Raw genomic sequence first — 18,951 nt, 5'->3', positions numbered from 1 at the left:
TGAGCGCGCGCGACGGGCTCGGTGCGTCGGCTGACCCGCTGATGCCCGCGCTCGCGGACCCGCTCGATCAAGCGCTTGCGCAGCCGGCCCGTGTCCGCGCCCGCGAGCTGCAGCATGCGGTAGGCGTGGCAGTCCGCGCTGCGGACGATCGCGAGCAGCTGCGAGAGCTCGCCGTCGGGCCCGACTCGGCCGCCGCGCTGCTGCAGGCGCAGGTGCCAGTCGGCGGGCTCGGGCTCGACCTCGTCGCGCAGTTGATCGCGCAGGGCCGGCAGCTGGTCGCCCGAGATGCCGATCTCGCCAAGCAGCGCAGCGACGACGTCGTGGGTGGCGAGCGCGATCAGGAGATCACAAGACGAGCCCGCTCCCGCGCGGACGCGCGCAGAGGAGGAGCGGACCGCGGCGGCTTCGGACATGAGGGGCAAGCTAGGGGTCCGATGTTCAGCGGTCAAAAAAACGGCGAGGGGAGCTGAAGGCGCCGGGTCCGCGCGCGCTTCGCCCCGGCGGACGTCGAAGCCGAGCGCGCCGTTCGTGGCCGGCGCCGAAGCTGGCCGCGCGGACATCGAGGCAGGCTGGGTCAACACGCGTGCGGAGGTCTGCGAAGAGACCCTCGTGGACTTCGACCACATGATGGCTCGGCTGCGAGCCAAGGTCCGCCGGCTGAAACTACAACGCCATCGACGACGACAGCCGAACTGCCGACCTCTCGAGTCTGGGCATTTGCGGAGGGCACCGATCCGAACTCGGCGCCGGAACTCAGCAAAAGTCGATCTGAAGAGAGCCCAGAACAGAAATTGATCCTCCCTGGCGCCGTTGGGTCCAGATCGGGGTGAAACGGCAGAGTTCCGGCTGGGATCATCGGCGTCGTTGCGTGGGTGCGAGGGCAGGGGCTACGCTGTCGTGGTGGGAGTCCGCGCCACAATCCGAAACGGTCGCCTGGTCGTCGACCAGGAGATCAAGCTCCCCGAAGGAACCGAGCTCGAGCTCGTGATCGACGACGAGGGCGACGATCTCGACGAGCGTGAGCTCGCGGCTCTGAACGCGGCGATCTCTCGCAGTCTGGACCAGGCCGCTCGCGGCGAGGTCAACCCGGCAGAGAAGATCCTCGCGCGTCTTCGTGAGCGGCGTCGGTGAGCAAGCCGGTCATCACCACATCCGACGCGGACCTGCAGATCCTGGAACTCGACGCTTGGTGGCGTGAGCACCGGGACAAGTCGCCTGACCTGTTCGAGACCGAGTTGGCACAGGCGTTCGAGCTGATCAGCTTCGTGCCTGGGGCGGGCAAGGGCCACCCGCACCCGAGGGATCCGGTGCGGCGCTTGATGCTGCGCCGAACTCGGAACCACGTGTACTACGTCGAGTACGGGGACCACGTGCTGGTGGTCGCGGTCTGGGGCGCGGTGAAGGGGGCTGGGCCGGATTTCACGGGGCTGTGATCATCGACTGGGCCGGCTAGCGAGAAGCCACGCACGACAGAAGTCCTCCAGCTCCGCAATGTCTGCGGCCTGACCCAAGAGACCCTCGCCGAGCGGTCCGGGCTGGCCTCTCGAGGTTCGCCTCTCTAGACGGTTCCGCTACGATCGGGCCATGGCCCAGGCCCAACCCGCCGAGCAGCTCGAACCCGAGGCTCCGTCCGCCGCTCGTTTCCCAGCCGAGACTGAGGACGCCTATCGTGCGCGGCTGATCGCAAAAATCGAGCGTGGGCTCGCTGATGTCAAAGCGGGGCGCGGGGTCTTGCACGCGGAAGTGTTGGCGATGATCGACGCGCGCTATCCCGGATCGAAGTAGGTGGCGCGACGTCGCACGCGAGATCGCCGGTATGTCGCGGAGCTTGTCCTCAGCCGATCTCGCGGTTGCGTTGCGAGCGCTCGGGTTCTTGGCCGAACTGCTGGAAGCCGTCAAAGTCGCACAGGTCGGCGGGGATGCGAGCAGTTGAAAGTGAGCTCGGTCGCCAACATTCGAGCGACACGAGCAACGTGTGCACCGGTGCCGGCTTCGGCGCGGTCATTCGGTACGCCACAGCCTTTCCAGCCGAGAACCGGGGCGCGAGGGCCTGAAAACGACCTCGACGCGCTCGCGCGCCGTTCGTGTGAGCTGGTCGTCTGAACTACAGCGACCAGCTCAGCGACGTCTTCTGCTCGGAGAGCGTCCAGAGTTTGGCGGCCATTTCCCGGCTCAGCGCCACCTCATCCAACGGACACTCACCAACGGGGCCGACCATCTCCGCTCGCTTCGTGGGTCCGTATAGCGTCTCTGATTTCAGCTCCGCTTCCGTTGCGCACATGACTTCGGGCCAGGAGCCCCGCTCGGCGGATTGGGCCACAAAACGCGAGAGTACGGACCAGAGAATCCTAGAGAACGGGCTGGCCGTGTCCTGCAACAAGTTCGTTCGTGAGGCGCCGGGATGGCAGACCTGGACCTGAACGCTCTTGCCCGCGGCCTGGACGCGGCGCTGCAATTCGTAGGCGAACACCATCTGCGCCAGCTTGCTCTGGGCGTAGGAGTTCCAGGGGCTGTAGTTCTCGTCGAAGTTGAGGTCGTCGAACTGAACTTTCTTTGCCCCCATTTTGTACGCGTTGCTGCCAACGACCACGATGCGCCCTCCCGACTGTTCGATCCGCTCGAAGAGCAATCCACACAGGAGGAAGTGACCGAAGTGGTTCACACCAAGCTGGCTCTCAAAGCCGTCCACGGTGATCTCCTGTTTGGCCACCTGCGCGATGGCGGCGTTGCAGATCAGCGCGTCGATGCGCGGGACCTGCTCGAGCACCTTGGCGGCGGCCTCTCGGACTGAGCCCAGGACCGCGAGGTCCATCTTGATGAAGGACACGTTGGCGTTGGTCCCGAACTCCCGCGTCAGGTCGTCGATGGCGGCGGTCGACTTCTCCAGGTTGCGGTTCAACATCACGACGCGGGCGCCTTTGGACAGGAACACCCGGGTCGCCTCAAAGCCCGCACCAGCGTTGGCCCCGGTGACGACATAGGTCTTGCCCGCGAGGTTGCCGAGTCGCTCCGGCGTCCACCCGGTCGGTCCAAAGGGATTTTTCTTGTTCTTCGCGCTCATGATCTGAAGCTCCTTCGGCGCCAGCGCGCCCGTTGTTGCTTACTGACGTATAGTTCTCTCATGGGTTAGAAACAGGCCGAATTTGTCTCAAATACTTGCCTGATTGTATCGGGCCCTTGCATTGAATGTCGGCAGCCTGCGATAACGAAAGGCATGAACCGGCGGACTCTGCGAGAGCTGGTGGCTCGACACGTGGGACCCGACGGGGTCTCGGAGACGCCGATCGAAGGGCTTCGCTTGTTTCGGATCAACCAGCCGATCGAGCGGTTGCCCGCGGTCTATCCGGCCAGCATGTGTTGCATCGTGGAGGGCAGCAAGCGCGCCTACCTCGGAGGCACCGCATACACCTACGACGTGGACCACTACCTGTGCGCCACCATGCCGTTGCCGGTCGAGGCCGAGGTGCCCTTCGCCACACCGGACGAGCCGGTGCTCGGTCTGTTGCTCGACCTGAACACCCACGCGATGACGGAGACCCTGGTCGCGTACGAAGCCGCCGCACGCCCGCGCAAGACCTCGGCGAAGGAGTTGGCTCCGGGCCTGGTCGTGGCGGAGGTCGACGACGGGTTCGTCAGGGCCGTCGGGCGGCTGCTCCAGCTGTTGGACGATCCGGTGGCGCTGCGGGTGCTGGCGAACGGTCGGCTACGGGAGCTTCTGTTCACGATCATCGAGGGGGAGGCTGGCCCCCTCGTGCGCCAGACCTTCGGCGGTGCCCACGACATCACGCGGGTGCTCACCTACCTGCGCGAGAACCTGAGCGAGCCCCTGTCCGTGGACGACCTGGCCCGGCGGGCTGGCATGAGCCGGCCCGTGTTCCACCGACGGTTCAAGGAAGCCACCAGCTTCTCGCCCCTCCGGTTCATCAAGACGCTGCGGCTGAGCCACGCCGCCATGCAGATCGTGGGCGGCAAGGCCGTCAGCGACGCTGCTGACGCCGTTGGATACAACAGCGCCTCGCAGTTCAGTCGCGAGTTTCGCCAGCAGTTCGGAAAGTCGCCGAGGCAGTGGGCCCGGACCGCTGCTGCTTCTGCGCCCGACGTGCAGGCCACGGGCGCGTAGGGGCCTGGCTGATCCCGGGTGCTACACTGGCCGACGTGACCGACGAAGCCACCCGCATCCTGGACGCCGCCCTCGAGCTTCCCGAGCACGAGCGGGCCCAGATCGCCGCCATCCTCACGGACAGCATCGGCGATGGCTCCTCGCCCGAGGAGGTCCAAGCGAGCTGGATCGCGGAGGCGAAGCGACGGCTCGCAGCCTACGAGCGCGGCGAGACCACCGCGGTGGACTTCGACGAAGTGATTGAGCGGCTTCGTGCCAGGGTCCGACGTTCGCGCGAGCGGCAAGCGTCGACGGGTTGAACATGAACCTGCGTGTCCTGGCCGAGGCGCAGGCCGAGCTCGTCGAAGCCGTCGACTGGTACGCAGCCCGCGACGAGTACGGCGAGTTGGCCGATCGCTTCATCGAAGAAGCGGAGAGGGCCAAGCGATTGGTCCGCGAGCGTCCAGGCGCATGGCCGGAGGTCGAGCCCGGAGTGCGGCGGTTCGTGTTCCGTCGGTTCCCGTTCACGCTGATCTATGTCGTGAAGCCCGACGAAGTGCTGGTCTTGGCGGTGGCGCACCACAGCCGCCGGACGAGCTACTGGCGCGACCGGCATTGAGCCCCGTTCGGCGACTTGCCGGCCCACGTGCGTGATACGCTGGGCCCATGAAATCGGCACACATGTGGTCGCACGCAGGCAACTGGCGGGGGTCGCTGCGGGCCTTCGCCAGATTGCGGAAGAGCCTGGACAGGGCCACCGCCAAGCCGTCATCTCGAGTCTGGCAGACGTGCTCGAGGTGATCGCTGGGGGCGTACCCTCTGACGTCGCGGAGGTTGGCGACCCGAAGGCAATCCCGGAGCCGAACGATCGCGGAAGATGAACGAAATCGCGTACTTGGCCGCGTGGGGCCCCACAAGTTGGTGAAATCGAGTGGGTCGTGACTGGCGCCGTTTGGCTCAGATCGGGGTCAAACGGCAGAGTCGCGGCAGGATAGCGGCAGGGATCGGCGGTGTCGTTGTGTGAGTCCTCGGGCAGGGGCTACGCTGTCGAGGTGGGACTCCGCGCTACAGTCCGAAACGGTCGCCTGGTCGTCGACGAGGAGATCAAGCTCCCAGAGGGGACCGAGCTCGATCTCGTGCTCGACGACGAGGGCGACGATCTCGACGAGCGTGAGCGCGCCGCCCTGAACGCAGCGATAGAGATCAGCTTGGAGCAGGAAGCTCGGGGCGAGGTGAAGCCCATGGAGCAGGTCCTCGCGCGTCTTCGTGAGCGCCGTCGGTGAGCAAGCCCATCGTCACGTCCGATCGGGCCGAACTCCAGATTGTGGAGATCGACGCCTGGTGGCGCGAGCATCAGGACAAGGCGCCCGACCTGTTCGAGGAGGAGCTCGCGGAGGTGTCGCGGTTGATCAGCTCCGCGCCCGGGGCAGGGAAGCGCGTGCCTCACCCGACCGAGGATGTGCGTCGGGTGATGATGCGCAAGACTCGGCATCACGTGTACTACGTCGAGCGGGAGCAGCACGTGTTCGTGGTCGCGGTCTGGGGCGCGATCAAGGGGTCGGAGCCGGACCTCGAAGGCAGGGAGGAGAGCGGTTGATCAAAAAACGACCGCTAGAGGCATCTCTAGCGGTCGAATCAGAGAGCCCAGAACAGGACTTGAACCTGCGACCTGCGGTTTACGAAACCGCTGCTCTACCGACTGAGCTATCTGGGCGAGTCGGGGCGCTGGTTTTAGTGCCCGCCCCGCCGCGCGTCAAACAAAAACCCTCAAGGCAGGTGCGCGAGCCCGCGTGAGCGGGGATCACTATCTGGCGCGGCCCCAGGGTTGCCCGCGAGCCGCACGACGACCTCTCCGCGCAGGGCGTCCGGGGGCACCCAGCCGATCGCCCGGCTGTCGCAACAAGCGCCCTCGTCCCGGTTGTCGGCCAGGATGAGGTAGCCCTCAGCGCGGACCTCGATCGGGCCGAGATCCTCGGGCAGCCCCATGCTGGCCCAGGTCGGCGCCTCGCCGCCGAGCAGCACCGGGTAGCGGGTGTGGCCCAGGGTCTCCCAGGCGAGCGCGCGAAGCCGCGGGCCCTCGGCGTCTCGCCGGTCCTCGCCAACCGCGGGCTTGCCGGACAAGACCAAGCGGATCGGATCGTCCGGTTTTTGCTGAAGCGCCGAGCCATTGACGACCAACCCCAGCGCCACATCCGGCACATGGAAGGTGACGGTGTCCCCGGGCACGGCGAGCACGCGTCCGACTCGAAAGTTGCGTGGGCTGGCCTTGGTCCCGCGCTCGCGGACCCGCTCCCAATTGCTCTCGACGTCATCGACGTCGACGACGGCCGTGTCGTGCAGCTCCCCGCGAGGGGAGCGCCTCTCGTCGATGGCCGATCCGCCAGGCCGCGGCCCAGGCTCCGCCGCGCGGCGGTCAGCGGGCTCGGTCAGCTCGTCCTCGCAGGCGGGCTCGGGCGGGCTTGGATCGTAGACAACCAGATCTCCAGCTTCGATGCCCCACTCGCCGCGGACCATGATCACCGACTCGCCATCGAGGATCGTCGGCGCCATGCCGTCGCCGTGGACTTGGATCAACGTGGCCAGCGAGGCCCGCGTGATCACCAGGGCCGCGCCGCCAAGCAGCACGCAGTACGCGACCTTCGTCGATAGCCGGCGTGGTGGAGCCGGGCGCTCATCCTCGTCGTTGCGCTTGCGGGCCATGGTCGTTCGGGCCTGGGCTCTCGCGCAGGCTGAACACCTGACGCAGAGCTCGGACATTGTCCCGGGCCTCGGCGTTTCGAGCAAAGAACAGGCGGATCCCAGCGACGCCCTGCGCGCCCGCGGCGAGGCAGTGGTCGGCGTTGGCTGGCGTGATCCCACCAAGCGCGATCACATCGTCGCAGACGCTCGCCCAGCTGCGCAGCCCGGCGAGGCCGATCGCGTGCTTGTGGACGCCGGGCTGGACCGTGAGCGGCGGGTAGATCGGCGCGAGGCAGGTGTAGTCGACGAAGCGGCTGGGCGTCGGCGTGGCGCCGTGGACCGAGCGCCCGATCACCATCGCGGGCAGCTCCTCGCGCCATCGTTGGCGCAGCGCAGGGGAGGGGTCGCCGCGCAGCTGGATCCCGGCGATCGGCGGATCGGCCCGCCGCAGCTCGCCCAGATCACGCTCGAGCGCGCGTGGATCGACAGACACCAGCGCCGGCAGGTTGCGATCCGCCAGCGCGCGGCGAAGCGCGATCAGCCGGGGATCCCCGAGGATCGCCGCCGCGCAGGCCGAAGGCTCGCGCAGCAGCACCGACACGCCGAGCGAAGCGGCGCCAGCTTGCAGCCATGACTCGATCACCGCTGGATCGAGGGTGGGCGCGAGCGCGGCCGGAGGCGTGATCGCCAGCAGCCGCACGCCGCTACTCGATCAGCCCGATCGTCGGGCTCGAAGCGTGGGCGTGCATGCGCCTGGGCATGCGCCCGGCCAAGAACGCCTTGCGCCCGGCGATGATGCCCAAGCGCATGGCGTCGGCCATCTGCACCGGGTGCGTGGCCTGGGCGATCGCGGTGTTCATGAGCACGCCCGAGCAGCCAAGCTCCATCGCGACCGCGGCGTCCGAGGCCGTCCCCACCCCAGCATCGACGATCACGGGGATCGTCGATTGCTCGATGATCAGCGCGAGGTTGTGCGGGTTGCGGATCCCCAGCCCGCTGCCGATCGGGGCCGCGAGGGGCATCACGGCCGCGCAGCCGATCTCTTGCAGCTTGCGACAGACGATCGGGTCATCGGTGCAATACGGCAGCACCGTGAAGCCCTCATCCACCAGGATCTTCGCCGCCGCGAGGGTCTCTTCGTTGTCCGGCAGCAGGGTCTTGGGATCGCCAATCACCTCGAGCTTGACCAAGTCTGCGATCCCGAGCTCCCGGGCGAGCCGCAGCGTTCGGATCGCGTCGTCGGCCGTGTAGCAGCCCGCGGTGTTGGGCAGCAGCGTGTATCGATCACGATCGATCCAGCCCAGCAGGTTGTCCTTGGCTTTGAGATCCACCCGCCGCAGCGCGACCGTCACGATCTCCGCCCCGCTCGCCGCCAGGCATGCTCGGGTCTGTGCCTCGTCCGCGTACTTTCCGGTGCCGACGATCAGCCGCGACCGCAAGGTCCGACCCGCCAACTCCCAGCCATCCTCGTCTCGATCTTCGATGTTGGTCACGCTTCAACCTCCGCCGACGAAGGTCACGACCTCGAGCTGGTCGCCATCCGCGAGCACGGTCTGGCCATGCTCGGCGCGGGGCACCACGTCACGGTTTCGCTCGACGGCCACCGTTCGGGCGTCGAGGTCGAGCTCGCGCAACAAGTCGGCCACGGTCTGGCCCTCACTCGTCGAACGGGACTCACCGTTGAGGACGATCGTCGGCACGGCCCGGAAGGTACCCCGTCCGCGGGCACCCCAGAAATCCGGCGCGCACCCAACCTCGCATGCAGGTTGCGAGCCGGTCAGGCCGCGCATGGCCCAGCACATTGTGGCGCGCATCACAGCACACAGTGGCTCGCTCCCATCACCTGTCGCGTGCACGCAACAGCAGATCCCGGATCGCGGTGCGCGCACGCTGAACGTCAGAGTCGAATGATATCAAGCTGTTGCCGGATTTTGAGAAGATGGCAGTCCGTGGCACGCGTTGTGCTCTGGGTCACCGTCATGATGGAACCTCGCCGAGCGTCAGTCCCGCTAGAGCGCATGACCGTAGAAGAGATGCTGGCGTGCATCGAGCCCTTCACTGTGGCCCGGAACGAGGAGCTCGAGCTCCTCGCCCGGGCCGTCGTACGCTCGCGCAAGTCAACTGGCACGGTGCTGCTGCGCGAGGGCCAGCACCCCGACGGGCTGTCCGTCGTGCTGCGGGGTCGGGTGAACCTGCTGCGGGCGGTCGATGGCGGGCGCGACATCATCCTCAGCTCGCTCGGCCCCGGCGATGTGTTTGGTGAGGCCTGCGCGGTCGAGGGCGTCGGCGCGTCGACCACGGCGGTCACGGCGGTGGCCAGCGACATCGCGCGCATCCCTTCGGATCTGTTGATGGCCCACCTTCGCCGCGAGCCCAACACCATGGTTCGGATGATGCGCCTGATGAGCCAGAAGCTGTGCGACGTGGAGTCGGTCGCCAGCGGGTTGGCGCTGTGTGACGTCGAGGAGCGCCTGCGCCAGACCCTGGTTCGCCTGGCCAAGCGCCAGGGTCGGCACTCGCCGGCAGACGACGGCTGGATCCTGGCCCCGGTCCCGACCCAGTCCGAGCTCGCCCGCATGGTCGGCTCGTGCCGCGAGACCGTCTCGCGCACGCTCAGCTCGATGGCACGCAGCGGCCTGCTGAGCTCGAGCGGCCGGCGGATGATCCTGGGCGAGAACTTGATGCAAGCCGAGGCCTGAGCGGCGTGACATGGGCGCCGGTCTTGGCGCTGGGGCCGGGGTTCGCCTCGGCCTCTTGCGTGGCGAAGATCCTGGGATGCTCTCGGGATGATCGGGGCTGGCTGAGGCGTACGGACGGCGCCCATGAAACCGTCCGTGCAGCTGTCAGCCAACCAGTTACCCTCAGCCCCGCTCATGAGCCGCTACCAGGGCCCCGATCGCCGCGCGCAAGACCGTCGCCAACCAAGGATCGTCGAGGTGCGTCCGACCTGGGCGGCGATCGACGAGACCGCGCTGGGGCACAACTTGCGCACGATCTCGCGGCACGTGGGCCCGCGCTGTCGGGTGCTCGCGGTTGTCAAAGCCGACGGCTACGGACACGGGGCGATCGAGAGCGCCCGCGCGTTCGTGGCCGCGGGCGCGTGGGGGTTGGCGGTCTCGCTGATCGAAGAGGGCGTGGAGCTGCGCCAGGCGGGGATCCGCGCCCCGGTGCTCGTGCTTGGCGGCGTCCACCCCGGGTCGGAAGACGTCGTCGTGCATGGCTCGCTGACCCCGGTGGTCTGGGCGCCGCAGCACCTGCAGTTGCTGTCGGCGGCGGTCCGCCGCAGCGGGGCCGAGCGGCTGCCGATCCACCTCAAGATCGACACGGGGATGTCGCGCCTGGGGGTGTTGCCTTCGGACCTCGCGGCGCTGCTCGACTGGTACGAGCACCACGCGGCCAACGAGCTCGAGATCGAGGGCGTCATGACCCACTTCGCGTGCGCCGACGACCCCGACGACACCCAGACCAGCGCGACCCAGCTCGCCGAATTTCGGACCTGTCTGGCGATGCTGGGGGAGCGCGGCATCCACCCCAGCATCCGCCACGTGTGCAACAGCGCGGGCTTGGTCCGGTTCGCCGATGCCCACCTCGACATGGTCCGGCCGGGCATTGCGATCTATGGCGCGGCCTCGAGTCGGTCGGTCGAGCTCCCGGGGCTGCGCATGGGCATGAGCGTGCACTCGCGGCTGCTGGGGATCCGCGAGCTCCCGGTTGGCGCGCGGGTGTCGTACGGCCACCACCAGATCTTGAGCCGGGCCACGCGCCTGGGGATCCTGCCGGTCGGCTACGGCGACGGCTACCCCCGCAACATGAGCGGCAGCGCCGAGGTGCTGATCCGCGGGCATCGCTGCCCGATCCTCGGCTCGATCACCATGGATCTGTCGATGGTCGACGTCACCGATCTGCCGGACGCGCGCGAGGGGGAGCGCGTGACCTTGCTGGGTCGCCAGGGGCGCCAGACGATCGACGTGTACGAGCTCGCGCAGTGGGCTGGTGTGATCCCCTACGAGATGACATGTGGCATCTCCAAGCGGGTGCCCCGACACCCGGACCGCACGAATTGATGCCCAGCCGGCAGCCCGCTGGTGCTACGATCCTCGCGTGGGGATCTTGCTCGTCGGCTGCTTGAGCCTGTCGCTGCTCGTGCTGTTCTCGGCAGCCGCACCGCTGCTGGCCGGGCGCTGGTTGGCGGACCGGGACGACCGCGAGGAGGACTTCGATCCCGAGGTCGCGGCGATCGAGGCCCACGCGCTGATCTTGCTGGCCGCCGCCAGCCCCGATCGGCACTGACGGGCCCTGCCAGGATCTGCCAGGCCCTGCCAGACCCCGATAGCTCAGGGCTGCGGGCTCGCGGCGGGCGCTTCGTTGCCCCCGCTGGCGTCGGGCGCTGGGGCGTCTGGCGCGGGCGCGTCGGCGTCGGCGTCGGCGTCTGGGGCGTCGGCGCAGGGCTCGTCGCCCATGTAATTGACGCTGCACGCGTCGAGGCAGTCGTCGGGCCCGACGTAGTTGTCGTCGCAGGGATCCGTGATCGCCTGGACGGCGGGCTCGTCTTGGGCGGCGCCCGATGTTGCGCCACCCGAACCGGACGCGGGCTTGTACTTCCACTCGGCGTCGAACTGCACCGTGGTCGTGGTGGCGCCCTGGCTGCGCTTCATCTCGCTGTCGATCGAGGCCATGTAGTGGCCCTTGGTGTCGAACAACACGGTGATGGCGCTGCGCGTGCGGATCTCGATTGAGCCGTCCTTGGTCGTGGTGGTCTCGGTCTTGTCACCGTCGATCTCGAGCTTGGCGAGCGGCTGCTTGGTCTCGCGGTGCTCGAAGGTGCCGACGAGGGTGCCGCGCGTGATGTCGTTGGTGAACTTGCCGAGCTTGCCCTCGCGGCCGCGGGTGTCCTGGGTCTCCCAGCCCTCGCCGAGGCCCAGGCGCTTCTCGGGGACCACGAAGAACGCGGAGGTCAGGCCCTCGATCACGGACTCGAGCACGCCGACCTCGGCCTCGTCGAGCTCGGCGGGGGACGCGGGGACGTCGAACACCTTGCCGGTTGGATCGACCGAGAACCGGATCGTCACGCCCTCGAGCCGGGCCTTGGCGCGCTGGTTGAACTCGTTCATGGACACGGGCAGCCCGGGCACGACCCAGTTGAGATCGATGCCGCTGACCGTGGCCGCGACCTTGGCGTTGCCGGCCTCGTCGACGCTGTTGACGATCAGGTGGACCCCAAAGTTGATCGAGCGGCTCATGGGCTGGCCGCGCATGGAGATGGTCTCGCGCCGCTTGATGCGGCCCTCGAACGAGGAGCCCGGTTGCAGGTCGTAGCGCAGCTCGATGCCATCGCTGGGCACCTGGGTCTCGACGAGGTCGCCGCCGCCGCAGCCGAGCAGTGGCGCCCCGAACAACAAGGCGGAGGTCAAGCACAGGCCAACGAGGGAGCGGGAGCGCATGGCCGGGAGCGTATGCGAGGGACCCCCAGCGTTACAACTCTTCGCTACAGCCCCAGCGCGGCTATCAGTTTCGAGTCAGTCCTGTTATCGAAGTGACTTGGACGACGAGGATCTGTTCGCTCACGCTCGCAAGCGCGACCCAGCCTTCGCGCCGCTGGCCGAGCGCATGCGGCCGCGAACGCTCGACGAATACGTTGGCCAAGATCACCTGACGGGGCCCGGGCGGCTGCTGCGGCGGGCGGTCGAGAGCGATCGGGTCCCAAGCATGATCCTCTGGGGTCCGCCGGGGACCGGCAAGACCACGCTCGCGCGGATCATCGCGGCGCACACCGGGGCCAGCTTCGAGACGGTCTCGGCGACCGACGCGGGCGTCAAGGATCTGCGCCGCGTGGTCGAGCGCGCCCGCCAGCGGCGTGACTACGAGGCCCGCACGACCCTGTTCTTCATCGATGAGATCCACCGGTTCAACAAGGCCCAGCAAGACGCGCTGCTGCCCCACGTCGAGGCCGGCGTGTGCACGCTGATCGGCGCGACGACCGAGAACCCCAGCTTCGAGGTCAACGCGGCCTTGCTCTCGCGCGCGCGCGTGGTCCAGCTGCGGCCGCTGTCGATCCCGCAGCTGATTGGGCTGTTGCGCGCCGCCCTGAACGATCGGGAGCGAGGCCTGGGGGCGCGGGGGGTCGACGCCGAAGATCGCCTGCTGGGGGCGATCGCGTTGGCTTCGCAAGGTGACGCGCGGCGGGCCCTCAACGCGCTCGAGCTCGCGGTTGAATTGGTCCCGCCAGCAGACGCCGAGGCCGAGCCAACGCAGCGCCCACAGCTGACCCCCGAGCTCGTTGGCGAGGCCCTGGGTCAGGCCCAGCTTCGCTATGACCGGGACGGCGAGGAGCACTACAACATCACGTCGGCGTTCATCAAGAGCATGCGCGCGAGCGATCCCGACGCGGCCGTGTACTGGATGGCGCGGATGCTCGAGGCTGGCGAGCCGCTCGAGTTCGTTGCCCGCCGGTTGGTGATCTTCGCCGCCGAGGACGTCGGCAACGCGGATCCGCAGGGGCTCGTCGTCGCCCAAGCCGCGGCCGACTCGGCGCGCTTCGTCGGGATGCCGGAGGCCGTGCTGCCGCTGACCCAGGCGGCCGTGTATCTGGCGTTGGCGAGCAAGAGCAACGCGACGATCAAGGCGTACTTCGCGGCCCGCAAAGAGATCCTCGCGCGCGGGCCGTTGCCGGTGCCGCTCGAGATCCGCAACGCGGTGACCAAGCTGATGAAGCAGGTCGGCTATGGATCGGGCTACCGCTACCCCCACGATCTCGACGGCCACGTCGACGCGGCGCACCAGAGCCACTTGCCGGAGATCCTGCGTGGCCACCTGCCGGGGCGGCGCTACGTGAACTCGGGCCCGCTGGGGTGGGAGGCCACGGCCGAGGCTGCGCTGGTGCGTGCGCGCGAGCCCGGTGGGTCGGACGGGGTGGACGGGCCGGACGGGGCGGGCGGGCCGGACGGGGTGGATGGGCCGCACGGGGCGGACGGGGACACAGCAGGGTAGGGAATGCGCTTGGGCTCGACCCGCAGAGCGAGTAAACCACCGCCGTGGTCAGGCTCAGCGTCAACGTCAACAAGGTCGCCACCGTCCGCAACTCTCGCGGCGGCAGCGTGCCGAGCGTGGTCGAGGCCGTCGATGTTTGTGTGCGCGCGGGCGTCCCCGGGATCACCGTGCACCCCCGCGCAGATCAGCGGCACATCACCGCGCAGGACGTGCTCGACATCCACGAGTATCTCGCGCCCCACCGCGAGCGGGTCGAGTACAACATCGAGGGGGATCCGCGGCCCGAGCTGATGGATCGAGTCGTGGAGCTGCGTCCCGATCAGTGCACCTTGGTGCCCGTGCGGCCCGGCGAGATCACCAGCGAGGCCGGCTGGATCCCCCAGCGCGATCGCGAGCTGCTCGCCCCCTGCATCCAGCGGCTCAAAGCTGCGGGCGTGCGCGTGAGTCTGTTCGTCGAGCCCGAGCGCGCCGCGATCGACTGGGCCGCCGAACTCGGGGCCGACCGCGTGGAGCTCTACACCGAGCCCTTCGCCCAGGCCTACGCGCGCAGCCGCGAACACGGCCAGCGCAGCTTCGATCACTATGTCGCAGCGGCCGAGCACGCCCACGCCCTCGGACTTGGGATCAACGCTGGCCACGACCTCGACCTCGACAACCTCGGCCTGTTCGCCACGCTGCCACATCTGGACGAGGTGTCGATCGGCCACGCGCTGCTCTCACGCGCGATCTTCGTGGGCCTCGAGACCGTCGTCCGCGAGTACCTCGAGCTCCTCGCGTAGCGGCTGCAGTCGACTGCGTGGCAAGGCTGCGGGCAACCGTCGGCTCACGAGTCGCCGAGCCCCCTCCCAGGGGGCCAATCATGCGGATGCGAACAAACGGCCCCGAGGAGCGAAGCGACCAGACGCGTCAGCGGCTGCAGTCGGCGAAGTCTAAGGTCTATGTGGGGGTAAGAAAGGACTCACCTCAGCCGCCTAGCTCTTCGATGATGCCCTTGACCCGCTCTTGGTCGCGCTGCCGCCCGGGGATCAGCTCGAGGTAGCGGCGGTAGTGGATCTTGGCTTGCTCGGCGTGGTCGAGCTCGCGCTCGATGTCACCGAGCAGACGATGCAGCTCGCCGATGTCGGGCGCGAGCGCCAGCGACACGCGAGCGGCCGCCAGCGCCTCGCTGGGCCGATCGAGCGACAACAATTCGCGCGCGTAGTCGAGGCCTTCGAGGGCCTCTTGATAGTCGCGGTACTCCTCGGAGTAGAGCAGGCGATCCGCGGGGAAGTCCGCCAACGCGGCCGGCCGCGAGCCCTGCCGGCTCAACAGATAGCGCAGATCGAAGGCCCGGTAGCGACCCAGCGTCGACGGACCTTCCGCGACCCACAGCACCATCGAGGTCGCGTCGACGACGACCGACTGCATGGTGTGGAGGTTCTCGAGCGCGTTGCGGTTGCCGAGCCCGAGCTCGACGTTGTCGAGGCCGCGGCGGTCTCGCAAGATCGCGACAGCGTCCGCCGGGGTGAAGTTGCCCGGCGCGGCCAGCAGCTCTGCGAGGCGGTCGTAGCGGTAGCCCGAGGACGTGGTCCGACGGATCCGCTCGTTGTGGGCGTCCGCCTCGAACACCTCGCGGATCATGTGATCGGTGGCCCACACGGCCTGCTCGTCGTCACCGCGGACGTGGCGGGTGTCCTCGTCGACGCGCGCGGTGGCCTCGAGCACGATGGCCTGGCGCTGGACGCCGTCGCCGATCAGCACGACCCCCGCGGTTCGCAGCTGGGCGGACTCGATGATCTGTATGGCCTGCTCGAGGGTGTCGGCCTCTTCGAGCACCCGACGCAGCACCAGCGGCAGCGGGATCGGGTCGGTCTCACGGGCGTCGTCAGTCCGCGCTGGGTTGGCGGCCACGAAGATCCCCCGGGCGTTGATCCCCGTGACGACCCCGATCAAGCCGGCCCAGCCGATCGAGACGAACGGATACTTGCCGTCGGGGTAGTAGAACGCGACGACCCGATCGGCCTCGAAGTCGGCGCCAAGATCGATGCTCAGCGTCCGGCCAATGACCAAGTTGCCGGCCTCGACCCCGCCGCTGGTCGCCCGGGGCGCGACCGCGAACATGCTGCCCTCGATGACGACGTCCTGCAGCCGCTGGGTCAGATCAAACAGGCACTGGTACAGAAACAGGCGATGGTAGGGCTCGAGCTCGCCCTCGCCGTCATCGGGCAGCGCGGCCGCGAGCGCGGACAGCTCGCGGCGATAGTCGGTGTGGGTGGCTTGATCCGCGTGCTCGGCCTGGTTGTTGCGATCGGTCCGCGCGGCATGCTCGGGGCTGAGGGCCGCGTCGGCGCCACGGTAGTCCCAGCGCAACAGCATCAGCTCGGCCCAGCTCTCGATGTAGCCGCGGTAGCGCTGCTCGAGCAGCGCGTCGACCCGCGTGTCGATGTTTCGAAACAAGCGCCCGGCGAGGTGCCCGTGGGCGTCGCCGATGTCTGCGGGCGACCCCTCGAAGTGCATCACCCACAGGCCGCCGCGACGGGCCAGCCACGAGCGCCCATAGTCGACCCTGCGCCCGGTCTCGTCGACGACCAACTCATACTCTCCGGGCTCGACGTCGTCTGGCTCGAGGGCGGTGTAGCCGACGTAGCCCGAGTACATCAGGGCCAGCAACACGGCGAAGGTGCCGCCAACGATCGCGAGCACGCGCAGCAGCGCGAACACGCTGCGGCCCTCTTGGGCCTGGGTCTGGAACGGACGAGCCACGCCGGCCCATGTATACCGCGAGCGCCGAGTCGACAACGGCAGGGACGGCCCCAGGGTACTAGGACGTCTTTGGGCAGCCGCAGAACTGGTCGCGCTCTTGCGGCGTCGTGGTGCCGTTGGGTCGCTCGTCCCAGGGGATCATCGACTTCACCATGGGCCCCAGGGAGTGCTGCAGCACGCCTCCAGCGCCGACCTCGAGCTGACAGCGGGCCTCATCGGCGATCGCCGTGACCCGCAAGGCGGCTTCGATCTGCTGCTCGAAGGGATGGGCCACGCGCTCGAGCTGGTGGTCGCGCGCGTAGGTGACAGAGATCTGCAGGTACTCGCGGTGGCCATCGCGGGTCTGGGCGGCCTTCAAGTACACACACGCGGGCTCGCTCAGATCCTCGCTCATCGCCAGGCCGCCGTCGTACCAGTTGCTGGCGCACGCGAACGGCGTGAACGCGAACTTGGCCTTGGACTTGATGCCAGTCTCGATCGAGCGGCTGACGTACATGGCCTGAGCCTTGCCCGAAGCGCTGCCGCCTTCTAGCAGGTAAAAGCACGGCTTGGCGTGGGCCTCGGCGCTGCGATAGGCGAGGTAGATCGAGACGGGCGAGAACCTTCGGCCGCGAAACCGTGGCCCCGTGATTAGATCTACCCGGGCCAGCGAGGGTCGCTCACCGCAGGCGCGCTCGTAGTAGCTGGCGACCTGCTCGACCGAGAACGCGAGGTGATCCTTGGCTTCGACCGTGCCGATCCACGTGCCGATGAACGCGTCCTTGGCGGGCTTGGCGAGTGGCAGTCTCACCCGCACGGACTGGCAGTTGGCCGTGAACCCGGCGCGGATCGGCTTGCGACGGATGTGTTTGGCCACGAGCGTGTAGATCTCGTGGTGGCCCTTGGCGGCGACGCGATCGAGCTCGGTCCAGCCGCGACGCGCGAGCACACGGCCGAGCTCGAGCCCGGAGCCCGGCGCTTCGATCAGCTGGCCTTCGCCGCCCAGATCGAGGGGGAGATCATCGGGAGCCTGGCCGGCTTGGGCGTCTGGCGGGAGCTGCTCGGCGGGCGCCTCGGGGTGACGTCGGCCCGCGCCAACCATCCCAAAGATGTCGTTGTCACTGCGCTCGAGCGCCTCGACGTGGGCGCCCACGCGCGCGGCCGTCTCTTCGTCGAACCCAGGCAGACTGCGTCGTAGCAGCTCGCACAGGTGCTCGGGGTTCTCGAGGTCGAGCTCGGCCATGGTCGACCGTACCACCGCGCCCTGTAGGTGTATGCGCGGGACGAATGATCAGCGGCCCTGCCCGAGCGGAGACTCAGGTGTCGGGCGTCCGCGAGCAGCCCGAGTAGCCTTGGCTGGTGCCGCGCTGGGGAGGCTCGGCGATCCAGTCGAACGCGGTGCGGCCGATCTGGCCCAGGCCCCACTCCCAGACGTCGAGCTTGCAGCCCATGGCCTGGGCGATCGCAAACACCCGCAGCGCGGCCTGGATCTGGTGGGCGACGGGCCACACGACCTTGCCGGGCTCGACGACCGCGTAGCTCGCGGTGAGATCGATGTAGTGGCGCGACCCGTCCTTGACCTGCGAGATCGAGATCGACAGCACGCTCGGCTCGGTCTTCGCCCGGTTCATGATCAGCTTGCCTGCGTACCAGTCTTCGGCGCAGGAGAAGGGCGTGAACTGAAAGCCTGCTTGGGCGATGATCTTGGCGCCCATGGTTGGCGCCCAGTACAGCACCGCCGGGTTGCCCTGGGCGCTGCCGCTCTCGTACACGTAGAACACGGCCTGCTTGTCGTCGGCGTGCTCGTAAGCAAGGAACACCGACAGCGGCGCGAACCGATCCAGATCGTAGTGGCGCGCGCCGGTGATCAGATCCACGCGGGCGACCTTGGGCTCGGATCCAAACATCGCCGTGTAGCCGGCGACGACCTCGGCGACCGAGAACATCAGGTGGTCCTCGGCCTTGACGACCCCGAGGTGGGTCCAGATCGGCTCGGCCTGTGCCAGGGTCGCCGGCAGCGTCACCCGCACCGACTGGGTGTGCCCGACCCAGTCGGAAGCGAACGGCTTGGTCCGGTTGTGGCGAGCGGTGACCGCGTAGATCGTGTGCTGCCCGCGGGCGCTCTCTTGTCGCTCGGCGGCTTCGCGCTCGGCATCGTCGGGCTCGCCGTCTTGGTGCATCCGCTCGAGACCCGGCTCGACCTCGGCCCGGCGTAGCTTGTCGCGCCTGGCTCGAACCTCGTCCTCGCCGGGCTGGGTGCCCGGGAACGCGCGCTTGAGCAGACGGCGGACCTTGTCGATGTCGTTGAAGAGCTCCTCGACGAGCTGCCCGAGATCCTCTCCTTGTCCACCCTGCTCGTGATCGTCGCTGGCCACGGCGAGACGCTATCACGGGACGCGCGGGAGGCGATGGGGCTCACGCGCAGGGGGGAAGGTGAGCGAGCCACGCGTGAAAGGGGCGCGCTC

The 18,951-nt window shown here is 68.3% G+C and carries 24 protein-coding genes and 1 tRNA gene; 13 read left to right on the top strand and 12 right to left on the bottom strand.

Annotated features, from left to right (window positions below; all coding sequences use genetic code 11):
• A partial coding sequence (locus DB30_RS31255) for a hypothetical protein (protein ID WP_052555913.1) occupies positions 1–413 on the bottom strand: 413 nt, incomplete at its 3' end.
• A gap of 487 nt (positions 414–900) precedes the next feature.
• Here DB30_RS31255 and DB30_RS31250 point away from each other — a divergent pair.
• The 3 genes from DB30_RS31250 (at position 901) to DB30_RS31240 (ending at position 1,785) form a co-directional block, all read left to right on the top strand.
• The gene (locus tag DB30_RS31250) at positions 901–1,131 is read left to right on the top strand and encodes a hypothetical protein (protein WP_146661412.1); all 231 of its coding nucleotides are present in this window, start codon (positions 901–903) and stop codon (positions 1,129–1,131) included.
• Entirely contained in the window at positions 1,128–1,433 is a 306-nt protein-coding gene (locus DB30_RS31245; protein WP_052555909.1) for a hypothetical protein, read from the top strand. The genes DB30_RS31250 and DB30_RS31245 overlap by 4 nt, the downstream gene beginning before the upstream one ends.
• A gap of 151 nt (positions 1,434–1,584) precedes the next feature.
• Positions 1,585–1,785, top strand: coding sequence for a hypothetical protein (locus DB30_RS31240; RefSeq protein WP_052555907.1), 201 nt, complete (start codon positions 1,585–1,587; stop codon positions 1,783–1,785).
• 49 nt (positions 1,786–1,834) lie between these two features.
• On the opposite strand, the gene DB30_RS31235 is transcribed toward DB30_RS31240, so the two are convergent.
• Both DB30_RS31235 and DB30_RS31230 read right to left on the bottom strand, forming a co-directional pair.
• Entirely contained in the window at positions 1,835–2,005 is a 171-nt protein-coding gene (locus DB30_RS31235; RefSeq protein ID WP_153258434.1) for a hypothetical protein, read from the bottom strand.
• 99 nt (positions 2,006–2,104) lie between these two features.
• Positions 2,105–3,061: an SDR family oxidoreductase gene (locus DB30_RS31230; protein WP_052555901.1), complete on the bottom strand. Its 957-nt coding sequence runs from the start codon at positions 3,059–3,061 to the stop codon at positions 2,105–2,107.
• Positions 3,062–3,214: 153 nt separating this feature from the next.
• Here DB30_RS31230 and DB30_RS31225 point away from each other — a divergent pair, with 153 nt between their 5' ends.
• The 5 genes from DB30_RS31225 to DB30_RS31205 all read left to right on the top strand — a co-directional run bounded on the left by DB30_RS31225 (position 3,215) and on the right by DB30_RS31205 (position 5,696).
• Entirely contained in the window at positions 3,215–4,120 is a 906-nt protein-coding gene (locus tag DB30_RS31225; protein ID WP_052555899.1) for an AraC family transcriptional regulator, read from the top strand.
• 35 nt (positions 4,121–4,155) lie between these two features.
• A complete protein-coding gene (locus DB30_RS31220; protein ID WP_052555897.1) occupies positions 4,156–4,419 on the top strand; it encodes an addiction module protein in 264 nt (87 codons plus the stop codon).
• Positions 4,420–4,421: 2 nt separating this feature from the next.
• Entirely contained in the window at positions 4,422–4,718 is a 297-nt protein-coding gene (locus DB30_RS31215) for a type II toxin-antitoxin system RelE/ParE family toxin (protein WP_052555895.1), read from the top strand.
• A gap of 433 nt (positions 4,719–5,151) precedes the next feature.
• Positions 5,152–5,382 (top strand): hypothetical protein, encoded by a 231-nt coding sequence (locus DB30_RS31210; RefSeq protein WP_146661408.1) that lies wholly within the window; start codon positions 5,152–5,154, stop codon positions 5,380–5,382.
• Positions 5,379–5,696, top strand: a complete 318-nt coding sequence (locus DB30_RS31205; RefSeq protein ID WP_052555891.1) for a hypothetical protein — start codon at positions 5,379–5,381, stop codon at positions 5,694–5,696. The genes DB30_RS31210 and DB30_RS31205 overlap by 4 nt, the downstream gene beginning before the upstream one ends.
• A gap of 44 nt (positions 5,697–5,740) precedes the next feature.
• On the opposite strand, the gene DB30_RS31200 is transcribed toward DB30_RS31205, so the two are convergent.
• The 5 genes from DB30_RS31200 to thiS all read right to left on the bottom strand — a co-directional run bounded on the left by DB30_RS31200 (position 5,741) and on the right by thiS (position 8,478).
• Positions 5,741–5,813: transfer RNA gene (locus DB30_RS31200), tRNA-Thr, on the bottom strand.
• Between the two features lie 53 nt (positions 5,814–5,866).
• Complete coding sequence (locus DB30_RS31195; RefSeq protein ID WP_052555889.1) at positions 5,867–6,799, bottom strand: S26 family signal peptidase; 933 nt, start codon at positions 6,797–6,799, stop codon at positions 5,867–5,869.
• Entirely contained in the window at positions 6,771–7,478 is a 708-nt protein-coding gene (locus tag DB30_RS31190) for a thiamine phosphate synthase (RefSeq protein WP_052555887.1), read from the bottom strand. The genes DB30_RS31195 and DB30_RS31190 overlap by 29 nt, the downstream gene beginning before the upstream one ends.
• Positions 7,479–7,482: 4 nt before the next feature.
• Entirely contained in the window at positions 7,483–8,271 is a 789-nt protein-coding gene (locus tag DB30_RS31185; RefSeq protein ID WP_420870688.1) for a thiazole synthase, read from the bottom strand.
• 3 nt (positions 8,272–8,274) lie between these two features.
• Positions 8,275–8,478 (bottom strand): sulfur carrier protein ThiS, encoded by a 204-nt coding sequence (thiS, locus tag DB30_RS31180; protein ID WP_240480367.1) that lies wholly within the window; start codon positions 8,476–8,478, stop codon positions 8,275–8,277.
• A 318-nt stretch (positions 8,479–8,796) separates the two neighbouring features.
• Between thiS and DB30_RS31175 the strand changes: the two genes are divergently transcribed.
• From DB30_RS31175 to DB30_RS31165, 3 genes are all read left to right on the top strand, one after another.
• A complete protein-coding gene (locus DB30_RS31175) occupies positions 8,797–9,477 on the top strand; it encodes a Crp/Fnr family transcriptional regulator (protein ID WP_052555885.1) in 681 nt (226 codons plus the stop codon).
• Positions 9,478–9,651: 174 nt separating this feature from the next.
• Entirely contained in the window at positions 9,652–10,842 is a 1,191-nt protein-coding gene (alr, locus tag DB30_RS31170; protein WP_052555883.1) for an alanine racemase, read from the top strand.
• A gap of 37 nt (positions 10,843–10,879) precedes the next feature.
• Positions 10,880–11,068 (top strand): hypothetical protein, encoded by a 189-nt coding sequence (locus DB30_RS31165; RefSeq protein WP_052555881.1) that lies wholly within the window; start codon positions 10,880–10,882, stop codon positions 11,066–11,068.
• A gap of 44 nt (positions 11,069–11,112) precedes the next feature.
• Here the strand turns inward: DB30_RS31165 and DB30_RS31160 are convergent, their stop codons facing one another.
• Positions 11,113–12,219, bottom strand: coding sequence for a hypothetical protein (locus DB30_RS31160; protein WP_052555880.1), 1,107 nt, complete (start codon positions 12,217–12,219; stop codon positions 11,113–11,115).
• A gap of 166 nt (positions 12,220–12,385) precedes the next feature.
• Between DB30_RS31160 and DB30_RS31155 the strand changes: the two genes are divergently transcribed.
• The gene (locus tag DB30_RS31155) at positions 12,386–13,765 is read left to right on the top strand and encodes a replication-associated recombination protein A (RefSeq protein WP_240480368.1); all 1,380 of its coding nucleotides are present in this window, start codon (positions 12,386–12,388) and stop codon (positions 13,763–13,765) included.
• Between the two features lie 44 nt (positions 13,766–13,809).
• Positions 13,810–14,544 carry a pyridoxine 5'-phosphate synthase gene (locus DB30_RS31150; RefSeq protein WP_052555878.1) on the top strand — a complete coding sequence of 245 codons (735 nt, stop codon included), beginning with the start codon at positions 13,810–13,812 and terminating at the stop codon, positions 14,542–14,544.
• Positions 14,545–14,728: 184 nt separating this feature from the next.
• On the opposite strand, the gene DB30_RS31145 is transcribed toward DB30_RS31150, so the two are convergent.
• From DB30_RS31145 to DB30_RS31135, 3 genes are all read right to left on the bottom strand, one after another.
• Positions 14,729–16,507 carry a C45 family autoproteolytic acyltransferase/hydrolase gene (locus DB30_RS31145; RefSeq protein WP_052555875.1) on the bottom strand — a complete coding sequence of 593 codons (1,779 nt, stop codon included), beginning with the start codon at positions 16,505–16,507 and terminating at the stop codon, positions 14,729–14,731.
• 58 nt (positions 16,508–16,565) lie between these two features.
• Complete coding sequence (locus DB30_RS31140; protein ID WP_052555873.1) at positions 16,566–17,729, bottom strand: DUF1365 family protein; 1,164 nt, start codon at positions 17,727–17,729, stop codon at positions 16,566–16,568.
• A 73-nt stretch (positions 17,730–17,802) separates the two neighbouring features.
• Positions 17,803–18,861, bottom strand: coding sequence for a hypothetical protein (locus DB30_RS31135; RefSeq protein ID WP_052555871.1), 1,059 nt, complete (start codon positions 18,859–18,861; stop codon positions 17,803–17,805).
• Positions 18,862–18,951 lie beyond the last annotated feature (90 nt).

Origin of the sequence: Enhygromyxa salina, assembly GCF_000737335.2 — a bacterium.
GTDB lineage: Bacteria > Myxococcota_A > Polyangia > Nannocystales > Nannocystaceae > Plesiocystis > Plesiocystis salina_C.
The sequence above is the reverse complement of the archived record's forward strand: the minus strand, read 5'-3'. Positions and strand labels throughout refer to the sequence as shown.